At 64.1% G+C, this 11,526-nt stretch carries 12 protein-coding genes; 3 read left to right on the top strand and 9 right to left on the bottom strand.

All coding sequences use genetic code 11. From position 1 onward, the window contains the following. The 9 genes from GH737_RS09450 to GH737_RS09410 all read right to left on the bottom strand — a co-directional run. On the bottom strand, positions 1 to 641 hold a 641-nt coding region (locus GH737_RS09450; RefSeq protein WP_196233075.1), incomplete at its 3' end, for a type VI secretion system baseplate subunit TssG. Beyond that, entirely contained in the window at positions 605 to 2,467 is a 1,863-nt protein-coding gene (gene tssF, locus GH737_RS09445) for a type VI secretion system baseplate subunit TssF (protein WP_155264584.1), read from the bottom strand. The genes GH737_RS09450 and tssF, both read right to left, overlap by 37 nt. Continuing rightward, the gene (tssE, locus tag GH737_RS09440; RefSeq protein WP_230558731.1) at positions 2,468 to 2,995 is read right to left on the bottom strand and encodes a type VI secretion system baseplate subunit TssE; all 528 of its coding nucleotides are present in this window, start codon (positions 2,993 to 2,995) and stop codon (positions 2,468 to 2,470) included. After that, on the bottom strand, positions 2,995 to 3,780 hold the full coding sequence (locus tag GH737_RS09435) for a type VI secretion system accessory protein TagJ (RefSeq protein ID WP_155264583.1): 786 nt from the start codon (positions 3,778 to 3,780) through the stop codon (positions 2,995 to 2,997). Before GH737_RS09435 ends, tssE begins: the two co-directional genes overlap by 1 nt. A gap of 33 nt (positions 3,781 to 3,813) precedes the next feature. After that, positions 3,814 to 4,302, bottom strand: a complete 489-nt coding sequence (locus tag GH737_RS09430) for an Hcp family type VI secretion system effector (protein WP_155264582.1) — start codon at positions 4,300 to 4,302, stop codon at positions 3,814 to 3,816. A gap of 57 nt (positions 4,303 to 4,359) precedes the next feature. After that, positions 4,360 to 5,847: a type VI secretion system contractile sheath large subunit gene (tssC, locus tag GH737_RS09425; RefSeq protein ID WP_155264581.1), complete on the bottom strand. Its 1,488-nt coding sequence runs from the start codon at positions 5,845 to 5,847 to the stop codon at positions 4,360 to 4,362. Between the two features lie 29 nt (positions 5,848 to 5,876). Further along, on the bottom strand, positions 5,877 to 6,440 hold the full coding sequence (gene tssB / locus GH737_RS09420; RefSeq protein ID WP_155264580.1) for a type VI secretion system contractile sheath small subunit: 564 nt from the start codon (positions 6,438 to 6,440) through the stop codon (positions 5,877 to 5,879). Between the two features lie 102 nt (positions 6,441 to 6,542). Next, positions 6,543 to 7,526 carry a type VI secretion system protein TssA gene (locus GH737_RS09415; protein ID WP_155264579.1) on the bottom strand — a complete coding sequence of 328 codons (984 nt, stop codon included), beginning with the start codon at positions 7,524 to 7,526 and terminating at the stop codon, positions 6,543 to 6,545. Positions 7,527 to 7,613: 87 nt separating this feature from the next. Then, complete coding sequence (locus GH737_RS09410; RefSeq protein ID WP_155264578.1) at positions 7,614 to 8,312, bottom strand: OmpA family protein; 699 nt, start codon at positions 8,310 to 8,312, stop codon at positions 7,614 to 7,616. 165 nt (positions 8,313 to 8,477) lie between these two features. On the opposite strand from GH737_RS09410, the gene GH737_RS09405 reads away from it, so the two are divergent. The 3 genes from GH737_RS09405 to tagH are packed head-to-tail and all read left to right on the top strand — an operon-like array spanning position 8,478 to position 11,508. Next, positions 8,478 to 10,472 carry a type VI secretion system Vgr family protein gene (locus GH737_RS09405; RefSeq protein ID WP_155264577.1) on the top strand — a complete coding sequence of 665 codons (1,995 nt, stop codon included), beginning with the start codon at positions 8,478 to 8,480 and terminating at the stop codon, positions 10,470 to 10,472. Continuing rightward, positions 10,472 to 11,044 carry a DUF6931 family protein gene (locus GH737_RS09400; RefSeq protein ID WP_155264576.1) on the top strand — a complete coding sequence of 191 codons (573 nt, stop codon included), beginning with the start codon at positions 10,472 to 10,474 and terminating at the stop codon, positions 11,042 to 11,044. The genes GH737_RS09405 and GH737_RS09400 overlap by 1 nt, the downstream gene beginning before the upstream one ends. Further along, positions 11,041 to 11,508, top strand: coding sequence for a type VI secretion system-associated FHA domain protein TagH (gene tagH, locus GH737_RS09395; RefSeq protein ID WP_155264575.1), 468 nt, complete (start codon positions 11,041 to 11,043; stop codon positions 11,506 to 11,508). The genes GH737_RS09400 and tagH overlap by 4 nt, the downstream gene beginning before the upstream one ends. Positions 11,509 to 11,526 lie beyond the last annotated feature (18 nt).

Raw genomic sequence — 11,526 nt, 5'->3', positions numbered from 1 at the left:
AGGTGGCGAGAANCGAGCGGCGGTCCATCGGCGATCCTGTGATCTGGAGGAGGATGCCACGACCTTACCGCCGCGCTGCGCCGCCCTGCAAAGACGCCCGCATAATGCAGCCGCGCGCGCGCGGGGAATCGGGCGCCCGGAGCAACGCCTTCGGTCGCGCCGGAAAGCGCCGCCAGATAGAAAGCGAACTGGTCGTTGTCCTCGCGGTCGGCGTGGGCCGCCGGCTGGGAATCGGCCCAGCTGCGGTAGTAGAGCTGCAGCATCCGGCCGCCGAGCAGGTCGAGGAAGTCGCCGAACGGCTGGGTCTTGGCATATCTGCGCTCATAAGCGGCATATTCGGTGAGGTGCGTGGGCAGCGGACCCATTGGCCCGGTGAGACCGAGCCAGTAGCCGCTCAACCGGGCCCGGGCGCCGCGGATCGTCACCGACTCGAGTGTCCTCGCCGGGAAGGCGAGCGCAGGCAGGTGCTTGAGGTCGACGATATTCTGGTCGGGCCTCTTCGAACGTCCGACCCGTGGCAGTTCAGGCGCGCGCGCTTCGGCACCGCGCAGCAGCGGGAACAGCCCGCTGCTGGTCAGACTTTCCTGCGCCGAAGCGAGGAAGTTCAGATGCTGTGGCGGCGCCCGATCCTCGGCGGCCATCGCGCAAACTCCCCTTCCTGAGCGCTGGAGAAAATGCATTCGGTGAACGAATTGATGCTCGCGAATTCGGCGAGGAATTGCTCGAGCACCGCTGAAAAGAGGAACATGCGCGACTGGTCGAAGGCGGCATCGTCGAGCCGCAGCCGGATTCGGTGGCCGCGCGCAATCGCCATCCGTCCGAGCCCGGGAACGCGCCGCGCCACGAGCTCGGAATGGATCGAGAGCACGCCATCGATGTGGCGCCGCATCGCGGCATCGTCCTGCCGCCCGTAGAGCGCGAGATGGTCGCGCATGACCGAGGCATCGTCATTCTCTTCCGGAGCCAGTGTCGCGTAATTGGGCGTGAGGTGAGCGATGAGGCGCCACGCGGCATCGCCGATGCCGAGCGGCGGCCGCGGCTTGGTCGGAGCGCGCACGACGGTGATCGCGCGAGCAGGCACGCCGTGGACGATGAAATGCCTGTCGCCCTTGAACGTCAGCAGTTCGGGCAGCTCGCGATTGGAGACCAGCGCACGCACCGCAAGCTCGCTGACTTCGTCGAGCCGCGTCGGGTCGCCTGGCGAGGTCAGGCTGATCCACGTTTCCGTCCCGACATAATCGGTGCGCCGCCGCAGCCGTTGCTCCCTCGTCGAAAGGCGGCGCCAGCGCAGCTGCGTCGTGTAAAATAGCGCCTCGCTCCAGTCGTAGAGCAAGGCTCCGAAGGCATAGAGCGGCGCGACCGTGACCGGCTGCACATTGTCGCCGGCATAAGCCTGCACGTCGAGGATTCGGAAGACCTCGAAGTCGAGCGGGCGCGTGCGGTCGGGGATCACATGATATTCGTGCGTGTGTCGATCGACCTGGACGCGCCCCAGCTGCTTTTCGAACAGGTTGATCGCGGGAGTCGCGTACAGCCTGAAGTTGGCCGGGCTGACGGCGTTGGGCAGGACCGGGGACGAGCGCGAGAACAGGAGCACGACGTCGCACTGCTCCCCGGCCGCGGCAAAGGCCTCGGCCAGACCGCGCAGCGCGACGAACAGGAAGCGCTCAGGGCAGGCGAAATATTCGGTGAGCAGCCGATAGCCCCTGAACGAGCGAAGCTCCGCCGGCAGCAGCGCTTCATCCTTATCGAAGCCGACCTGCTCGGGCAGCGGCAAATGCAGCGCGGCGGCGGCATCGGCGCTGTCCGCCCGGCGCGCGATGACGGCAATCGTCTCGCCAGCCAGCTGGCGGTAGAGCTCGCCCGGCGCGCTTTCGGAACCTGCCAGGTAAATCGGCAGCTTGTCGGGCGCAAGCTGCGAAAGACCGACTCCGCCGGTCCCTTCGAAGCGCAGCCGAAGCCCCGCTTCCGCCCTGCACCCGGCGGCGGCAGCGAAGGCCGCGACGGCCGCGCGGCTCGCGAGATATTCCGCTTCGACGATGCGCAATGGCCACAAGGTGATGTCGTGGGCGGTACGGAAGATGACAGGCGTCGTCTCCGAGCCGCCGTCGGCGCTGCGCAGCTCGGTCCCGCGCGGTACTACATGCCCTTGCGTAAGCGCCTGATCCCCCTCTTTCGGCTCGAACGCGGTGATGCAGATCGACGGGGTCGGCGCGAGGTAGTGCGGCTGGATCGCGTGCAGCAGGTGCTGGGTGAACTCGGGATATTGATCGCGGATCTTGAGCTGGACGCGCGCGCCGAGGAACGCCACGCCTTCGAGCAGGCGTTCGACATAAGGGTCGGGATCGGTCGGCGTTTTGAGGCCGAGCCGCGGCGCGACCGTCTCGTGCTCCTCGCCGAACTCGCGCGCGCCCTCGCGCAAATAAGCGAGTTCCTCATTGTAGATGCTGAGCAGCCGAGGATCCATCTACTCGGACACCTCGACAGACGCCGTGTCTGCCTCCAGCTCGGTGCGGAACTGGACCGGCACGGGGCGAAGCGTGGAGCTGATCTCGGCATGGATCAGGAAGACGATGGCGTTCGGCTTGTCCTTCGATGCGAGCGGCTCGACGACGAGGCTCTCCGGCTCCAGCCGTGTCTCGAAGACGCGGATCGCGTTGCGGATCTCGCGCGCGCGATCGAGGATGGTGCGCGAATGAAGCGATCGGCCCGCGAGATCAGGAACGCCGTAATTTAGCACCGACGTCTGGACCTGAGGATAGCCTTCGAGCTCGCCGCGGGCGCCGAATTGCGTCGTGTTGAGAAGCCAGGCGAGATCGCGCTTGACTGTCGCGCGCAGCGCCGCCTCGCCGAAGCGTTTGATTTCGGGGATCGGATAGTGGCGCATCATTTCGCCCATTACGTCGGGCGTTTCGGTGGCCTTCAATCCGCTGATTTCGACATCGGCGACGAGCTTGTCGAAAATCGTGGGCGTTAGTCGGGCGCCCGTCTCCATCAGATCTGGTCGAATACAAGCGACCGCAAGGCAAGAAGGCCGACCTCTTCGCCTCCGGAAAGCGCCAGCAGGTGCTGGCCGCAGCCGGTCTCCCCCGCCGCGCCGGTCTGCCATCCGGTGCTCCGCCCCATGCGCATCGCGAGATCATCGCTTTGCTCGCTGCCGGGATAGCGCGCAGGAAGCAGGGCCGCGACGGACTGGCCTTCGCGGAACGCGAGCTGCACCGGGTACCAGACGGTGTCGCGAAGGTCGCGCGGCCCCTCGCTCACCACGCGCGCCACTTCGCTGAATGCAGCCAGTCCGTAGCGTCCCTGGATGATCACCTCGAAAGTCGGGCCGAACCGCGCGTCGGCATCCGCGAGCCAGTCGAAACGGACGCCGTCGAGCTCGCCCGGCGTGTCGGGCGCTTCGTCGAGAGTTGCGTCGCGCGCCGAGTCGCCGTCGGCCGCACGACCGTTCGCATAATGCATGATCGCGTCGGCGAGACCCTCAGCCCAGGCACCGCGAATCACGGGCATGCGTTCGCGGCCGGCGAATATCGCCGCGCGCTGCACCTCCGCCTTCATCGCCATGCTGTAGACGGTCGCGAGCATCTGCGCCTCGGGCGAGATGCGGGCAAGCGCCTCAAGGTGCGTGCGCGCCTTGTCCCACTCCCCCGCTACGGCCAGCAGCTGAAACAGGAACATGCGCGCCCGCGCATCAGCAGGATGGCTTCGGACGGTCTCGACGAGCGCGCTTCGCGCGCCGTCGAGATCACCGTCCCGAAGCAGTTGGTCAGCGTCCATGGCAGCAGTCCTGCCGGACCACACGATGACCGCTTACGCGACCTTCTCGCCGGCGCGGATGTCGAAACCGGCCGCGACGGTCTTGCCTGCGCCGCCCTTCGCATCCTGCTCGATATAGTTCTGTTTGATGACCGCGGCGTTGATGGTGATCGATTCCATCACCTGGTCATTGCCGGAAGCACCGTTGATCGTCTGGCTGGAGATGATCAGGTCTTGCATTTCGATCTTCAGATATTCCAAGGGCTTGTCGCCGGCCTTGCGAACATAGAGCGTAGCCTTGCCGAAGTGGGTGCCGGCTGCGCACGCTTCGAACAGCTTTGCCGTCCCCTTGTCGACATATTTGACGACGCTGATGTCGTGGAACTCAGCCTTGCCGGCGCCACCGCCCGGGCCACCCTGCTGGAAAGATCCCGTCTGCACGACGCCCAGCTGATAGGACAGAACGTCCATCTGGTCCTCATGCCCCTTCTTCTGCGATTCGCCCGGGATTTCCTTGATTTCGAGGAAACTTTCAAAAGCCATGACGCCCACTCCTCTCTTCTGGTTTGATCAAACGTGGGGACCGTACGAGCGACCTCGTTATGCCTTTTTCGGCAGCCGCGAGACCATGCTGAGTGCAATCTCCATGCCTTCGAGCTGATAATGCGGCACGAACATGAACTTGCCCTGGTAGTAGCCGGGGTTCTCCGGGTCGGGCACGATCTCGATCTTCGCGTCCTTCAGCGGAAGCTTCGCCTTGGTCGCCTCGCTCGACAGCTCGGGTGAACCGTCGACGTATTGCATGATCCAGTCGGACAGATCGCGCTCGAGCTGGCGCTCCTCGCGGGTTCCGCCGATCCAGTCGCGGACCATGCACTTGAGGTAATGCGCGAAGCGGCAGCTCGCGAAGATGTATGGCAGCCGCGCCGACAGGTTGGCGTTCGCGGTCGCGTCCTTGTTCTCATAGGCTTTGGGCTTGTGGACGGTCTGGCCGCCGATGAACGTCGCCTGGTCGGAGTTCTTGCGGTGAATGAGCGCCATGAGCCCGGCCGCCGAAAGCTCGCCTTCACGCCGGTCGGAGATCGCAATTTCCGTCGGGCATTTCATGTCGACACCACCGTCGTCGGTCGGGAACGTCGCCGTGGGAAGATCCTCGACCGTGCCGCCCGACTCGACGCCGCGGATGCGCGTGCACCAGCCGTAGGACGAGAAGGCGTCGGTGATGCGGACGCCCATCGCGTAAGCGGCGTTCAGCCACAGATGCTTTTCGTGCTGCCCGCCGACTTCCTCTTCGAAGTCGAACTCTTCAACGGGTTCGGTCTTGGCCCCGTAGATCGGCCGGCCGAGGAACCGCGGCATGGTCAGCGCGAGGTAGCGGCTGTCCTCGGATGCGCGGAACGATCGCCAAGCGGCATAGTCCGTCGCTTCGAACAGCTTTCCGAGATCACGCGGATTGGCGAGTTCCTGCCAGCTTTCCATGCCGAAAAGCTGCGGTGCCGCAGCGGCAATGAACGGCACGTGGGCCGCCGCGCCGATCTTGGCGATGCCCTTCATCACCTCGATATCCGGGGCGCTGTGCGAAAATGAATAATCGCACACGAACGCGCCGTACGGCTGACCGCCAAGCTGACCGAACTCGGCCTCGTAGATCTTCTTGAACAGCGGGCTCTGGTCCCAAGCTGCATCGCGATACTGGCGGAAGGTCTTGCGGCACTCTTCCTTCGAAATGTTCATCACCCGGATCTTGAGATCTTTCCCCGTCGAGGTGTTGAACACCAGATAGTGCAGCCCGCGCCATGCTGACTCGAGCCGCTGGAACGACTCGTGATGGATGATCTCGTTGATCTGCTGGGACAGTTTGCGATCGAGCGCGGCGCGCATCGCGTCCACTGTCGAGAAGACGTCCTCGCCGATGACCGCGGCATCCGCAAGCGCCTGCTGCGCGAGCGTCTGGACGGCTTCCTCAATTCGTCCCTTGCGGGCATCGTCGCCGGGTTTGAATTCTTTCTGGAGCAGCGACGTAAACTCGTCGACCTCAACCGGCTGAGGTTGCGGCTGCGTGGTCGTTTGTTGGTTGACGGTGGCCATTGCTAAACCTCTCAGCGAACGCGTGCGTCTTACTCCTTCGTTCCCTCAGGAGCGGGTTGCGGACCTGCATCGGCAGGAGTGGCAGAATTGCTGCTTTCGCCCTCGACCTTCGCGGCGGAGATCGCCTGCAGAAGCGCGGGGTCTTTCAACAGCCGGTCGAGCAGCTCCTGCGCGCCGTCCTTGCCGTCCATGTACAGCATAAGGTCGTTGAGCTGTTGCCGCGCTTCGAGCAGCTTCGCGAGCGCCGGAATCGACTTGGCGACCTTGCCCGGCGAGAAGTCGTCGATGCTCTTGAACGTCAGGTCCACCGACAGCTTGCCGTCGCCCGAAAGGGTGTTGTCGACGTTGAACGCCGCGCGCGGCGCGATGGCTTCCATGCGCTGGTCGAAATTGTCCATGTCGAACTCGACGAAGTCGCGCTTGTCGAGCGGCTTTTTCTCGATCTCGCTCTGCCCCGAAAGGTCGCTCATGACGCCCATCACGAACGGCAGTTCGACCTTCTGGCGCGAACCGTATGTTTCGACTTCATATTCGATGTGAACCCGCGGCGCGCGATTCTCGCGGATGAAGCGTTGACCGCTCTTAGCTGCCATTGTCGCCCCCTGATACTGAAGCTCCGGAATGGTTCCGGAACTCGCTCGAAGCCGGCTAAACTACGCTATAATCAACAAAATTCAATCGAAGTTTTCGTGCCGTCATTCGGTGGCGGTGCGTGTCAGAACGCGCTTCGCATCTTCCGCGCCGGATGGGTTGATATCGTTGAGAATCGACAGAAAATCCATATTTACCCAGGCTTTCGCGCGATCGAGCACGAGCGGGATCGGGCTGCCCGGTTCATGGCGCGAATAATAATCGACGATGGCCTCGATCGCGCGGATGACATCCGCCCGCGACTCGATGGAGGCCTTCATTCCCGCAGCCTGCGGCGCCTGCGCGGAATCGCCCTGCCCCGAGTCGGCGGCAGCCGGCGCCGGCGCGCCGACGCCCGTCGCAGCCACGACCGAGTTGCGAATTGAATCGAGCGCTTCGTAGGTCGCGGCGAAATTGGTCGCAGTGTCGCCTTCAGCCTTGGCGGTGAGCACCGTGTCGACGCGCGTGATCGCGCCACGGATTTCCTCGATCGCGCTGAGCGACGCTTCGATTTCGGCTTTATCGATTTCGGCGACCGCAGCGCGAAACATTCCGACATTCTCGGCCGAGTCGCCGTGCGTCGCGAAGGCCTCGACCTGCTCCGCCGTGAATTGGCCGAGCCGTGCATGCGAGACGAGCACCACCCGCCGCAGCGGCCCGAGGAAGTCGCCGATGGACGCGAGCGACTCGCAGGCGCCCTTGCGCCCCTGAAAGCCATATTCCTGGAGGCTCGGGTGGATCTGATCCCACCAGGTTTCGAACATTCCGGCGAGAAAGGCGCAGCCGAGCGCGACATCGGCGAGCCGCTGCGCGCGTGCTCCCGCCCGCGCCAGATAGACTGCGAGCGTGGCGTCCTTGGTGAGCTTGGCCTGATCCTTGATCAAGCGGATGATCGCGGGCCAGTCCGGCGCTTCGCCTTCGCCGCGGTCGGCGAGTCGGGCGGCCTCGAAAGCAGCTTCGATCTCTTGCCGTTTCGGGTCGTAAGCGAGATCGGGCCCGGCGACCGCGTCCGCCGAAACCGGCTGCATCAGATCTTCGAGTTCGGACATCTATGCGAGCCTGTCCGCCGGCCCGAAGACAGCTGCCGTCATTCGCCCCCTCCCCTTCAGTATGAACGCTCCCGCGGTCGCGAAGACTCAGAGCAGCTCCGCCTCGACCCGGCGATTGTCCGGCGAACTCGCGCTGTGACCGGGCAAAGGCCGGTCAGGACCGTAGCCGCGCACTTCGAGTCGGTCCCTGGATATGCCCAGGGTCGACAAATAATCGGCCACCGCCTGCGCCCGGCGCTTCGAGAGTTCCATGTTCAGCGCCCTGCCGCCGCTCGAATCGGTGTGACCTGCGATCAGGAAGTGTTTCGGGGCGAGTTCCGGGCGGCGGAGCGCCTCGGCGAAAACCTTGGCCTCTTCCCGCGCCTGCGCGGTGAGTTCCGCAGAATTGAGCAGGAACGAAACCCTGAGGTCCATCCGCCGCGCCTGGCTGGCGGCGGGCCGCGCCTGGGCTTGCGCTTGCTGGGTGCGCCTGGTGGAGATTGGACGCGTTCCCGAGCGGCGCGTGTCGGCGGTCGCGGCGCCGCTCGACCGGCTCGAGCCGGCAGGCGATTGAGTCGAGCGGGAATTCGCCTCTGGGCGCTTCTCCGGGACGCTCAGACGAAAGCCTCTCACCGGCGGTGCGGCGATCGAGTTTTTCGCAGCGTCCGGCTGCTGGCCGCATTCGCCGGCGAACGCGCAGACGTAATCGTCAACGCTCCGGGTCGGGGCTGGAGATTGCTGGGCATAGGCCGGTACGGCGACGATCAGTGATGCACAGGAAACAAACAACAGGCGGGCGACACGCATTGGAAACCCCCTTGGTACGGACACGCACTCGCGATTGAGGCGAGGGATTACCGCTAACTTCAATTCTTAATCTTCAACGCAATTTCAATCAAGCAGGGCCGGGACGCAGGTGCGCTGTATTGCACAGTGCCTTTGCTGGTATATGCTCCGGCAACGAGGCGCTCCGTGTCGAAAGACGACTGGGGAGGGACGAGTATGGTCGGCGAGTCGGGCAGGCAAACCTCGCTCAGCATCGATCTTGGCGGGGAGCAGGTTCTGCTCGAGCACATCGACGCTGTCGAAGCGCTCAGCACGCCCTTCTTGATTACGCTCGATATCATCTCCGAATTGGGCGAGATCGACCTGCTGCCACACCTCGGCAAACCCGCAGCCGTCTCGATCAGCCAGGACGACGAGCTGCAGCGACATTTCCACGGCCTCGCGACCGAAGCCGAGTTCACCAAGCAGACCTCGTCGGGGTTCCATTACCGGCTCGTGCTTAGGCCCTGGACCTACTTCCTTTCGCACAACCGCGACTTCGCGATCTACCAGGACCAGGACGTCGTCGAGATCATCAAGCATGTCCTCGACGAGGCCGGCGTTTCGGATGTCGATTATACCGCGCTGAGCAAATCGCGAGCGAAGCGGACCTATTGCGTCCAGTACGACGAGAGCGATTTCGCCTTCATTTCGCGCCTGATGGAGGAAGAAGGCATCTATTATCATTTCTCGCACAGCGAGGATCGTCATGTTCTCGTCCTGTGCGAAGGGCCGTCATCTCACAAGGAGAGCCGGCCCTCGACGCTCGTCTACAATCCGCACAACGCCAACATCTTCAACGTCGATTCCGCCGCGCGGACGGAGCGCTCCCGCGAATATTACATCCAGTCCTGGATCGAGCGCGTTTCGACCGGAGGCGAGGCCAAGGTCACGGTGCGCGATTTCGATTTCGAAAAGCCGGAGCGGCCGCTCGAAGCAGTGTCCGAAAAGGACGAGGCGCATCCGCGCGACGCGGTCGAAGTCTACACCTATCCGTTCCGCTATGTTGAGGAGAGCCAGGGCAGGGACCTCGGCATGGTGTTGCTCGACGCACTGCGGACGGAACGCCGCGTATACCGTGGGCAGACGCAAGCGGCGGGCCTGAGTTGCGGGACCAAGGTCACGATCAAGGATCATTACAACCCGCACCTCGACGGTGAGTTTCTCGTCCAGCAAACCTACCATAGCGTCCAGGCTGAGCGGTTCCGGACGGGCGAGATGGGCGGCGAGCAGCCGTTCAACGTCAGTTTCGAAGCCGTGCCCGCCAAGACCGAGTGGCGCGCGCCGCGAACGACTCCGCGCCCCGTCGTCCACGGCCTCGAAACGGCGATCATCACCGGGCCCGAGGGCGAGGAAATCTACACCGACGAATACGGTCGGGTGAAGGTCCGCTTCCACTGGGATCGTTCCGGATCGCCAGGCGAGAAAAGCACCTGCTGGATGCGCGTTTCGCAGACTGGCGGGCTCGGCAACATCATCCTGCCGCGCGTCGGGCACGAGGTGCTGGTCGACTTCCTCGGCGGCGATCCCGACCGCCCGCTGGTGGTCGGGCGGGTGTTCAACCGGACGCACATGCCGATTTACCCGCTGCCGGACAACAAGACGATCGCGCTGTGGCGCACCAAGACGTACGGACAGAGCGGCAGTTGCAGCCCCGGCAAAGATCTCGATACCGGAGAGCCGCGCGCAAACGAGCTGAGGTTCGAGGACAAAGGGGCGCACGAGGAGGTTTTCCTCCATGCCGAGCGGGACATGAAGACCCGGATCCGGCGCAATGAGTCACACCACGTCGGCTGCGATCAGGAAATCCTGGTCCGCCATGATCGCAACGAGCACGTCGAAGGCAATGAACAAGTGAAGGTCGACAAGAACCGCAAGGTCAAGATCGACATCGACGACACGCTCAATGTCGGCAATGCCTTGAAGATCAAGGCCGGGACCACGATCGACATCGAAGCTGGCGTGAAGATCACGCTGAAGGTCGGAATGAGCAAAATCACCATGGATCCGGTCAGCATCAAGATCGAAAGCATGCTCATCGACGCCAAAGCGGACGCTGTCGCGAACATCAAATCTCTCATGACCACGGTCGAAGGATCGGCCATGCTGACCCTCAAGGGCGGCCTGGTGTTCATCAACTGATGGCCGGTTGGGATCAGGTCAAATGGACGCAGGCGCGGCAGGTTGCCGAGCTGATGGAGCTCGACTCCTCGAATTTCGGGGGGCCCGAAGCCGATCCCGAGAGCGGCTATCGGACGCTGCGCGAGCGCGGCGACATGCCGCTTGCCGTACGCTATATCGGCCACGCTCTGCCGAGGCTCGAAGCTGTCGCCTGGGCCGCCTACCTACTCGAAAACTGGTCGCAAGCGACGCCGCCTGGAGTCTCGGAGCGACAGGCGCTCGACTGCGCTATCCGCTGGGTCGAGGAACCCGGCGAGGAATATCGGCGCGCAGCGCAGGAGGCTGCCCGGAGGGCTGACGGCAACAGCCCCGAAAGGCTGCTGGCGGACGCGGTTTTCATGTCGGGAGGTTCGATTTCGGAGCCCGATCTTCCGCCTGTGCAGCCGCCCCAACAGGCGTGCGGCGGGCTTGCCGCGGCTGCAGTCATCATCGCCGCGTACCGCACTGCCGATCCGAACGCCGCACTGGCCGCAGCCTGCGATTCCGGCGAGAAGGTCGCGGCACTCGGCGCAAACGCCCTCTTGGCGCAATGACCCTGACGCTCGTGATCCGCAATGCCGCCGCACTCGAAAACGGCATGCCGACCGAATTCGTCCTCCACGAGCGAGGGGCAGTCATCGGCCGGGCGGACACGTGCGACTGGAGCCTCCCCGATCCCCAACGCCATATCTCGTCGCGGCATTGCGAGGTCAGGTTCCATGACGGCTCCTACTGGCTGACCGACACCAGCACCAACGGCACCTTCGTCAACAACTCAGCGGACCCGCTGCAGGGCGAGCACAGGATCGAGCAGGGCGACGTGATCCTGGTCGGCGATTTCGAGATCGGCGCGGAGCTCAGCGGCAGCGCGGCGGCCGAGCCCGAGGGCGAGCTTGGCGCGCAGGAGGCGTTCGCCGAGGTCGTAGAGAGCGACATTGAAGTCGCGCGGAAGCCCCATCGCCGTCAGGAACACCGTCGAGGGCTGCTCCGCGGCAATGTTGAGGAGCACGGCGAGTGACAGCAGCGAACTCACGAT

Origin of the sequence: Sphingomonas segetis (genome assembly GCF_009720245.1) — a bacterium.
Taxonomy (GTDB): domain Bacteria; phylum Pseudomonadota; class Alphaproteobacteria; order Sphingomonadales; family Sphingomonadaceae; genus Sphingomicrobium; species Sphingomicrobium segetis.
The sequence above is the reverse complement of the archived record's forward strand: the minus strand, read 5'-3'. Positions and strand labels throughout refer to the sequence as shown.

Bases quoted from the DNA above. Each gene is read 5' to 3' on its own strand.
- tssF (WP_155264584.1), bottom strand. From the start codon at position 2,467: ATGGATCCTCGGCTGCTCAGCATCTACAATGAGGAACTCGCTTATTTG.
- tssE (WP_230558731.1), bottom strand. From the start codon at position 2,995: ATGGAGACGGGCGCCCGACTAACGCCCACGATTTTCGACAAGCTCGTC.
- GH737_RS09435 (WP_155264583.1), bottom strand. From the start codon at position 3,780: ATGGACGCTGACCAACTGCTTCGGGACGGTGATCTCGACGGCGCGCGA.
- GH737_RS09430 (WP_155264582.1), bottom strand. From the start codon at position 4,302: ATGGCTTTTGAAAGTTTCCTCGAAATCAAGGAAATCCCGGGCGAATCG.
- tssC (WP_155264581.1), bottom strand. From the start codon at position 5,847: ATGGCCACCGTCAACCAACAAACGACCACGCAGCCGCAACCTCAGCCG.
- tssB (WP_155264580.1), bottom strand. From the start codon at position 6,440: ATGGCAGCTAAGAGCGGTCAACGCTTCATCCGCGAGAATCGCGCGCCG.
- GH737_RS09415 (WP_155264579.1), bottom strand. From the start codon at position 7,526: ATGTCCGAACTCGAAGATCTGATGCAGCCGGTTTCGGCGGACGCGGTC.
- GH737_RS09410 (WP_155264578.1), bottom strand. From the start codon at position 8,312: ATGCGTGTCGCCCGCCTGTTGTTTGTTTCCTGTGCATCACTGATCGTC.
- GH737_RS09400 (WP_155264576.1), top strand. From the start codon at position 10,472: ATGGCCGGTTGGGATCAGGTCAAATGGACGCAGGCGCGGCAGGTTGCC.
- tagH (WP_155264575.1), top strand. From the start codon at position 11,041: ATGACCCTGACGCTCGTGATCCGCAATGCCGCCGCACTCGAAAACGGC.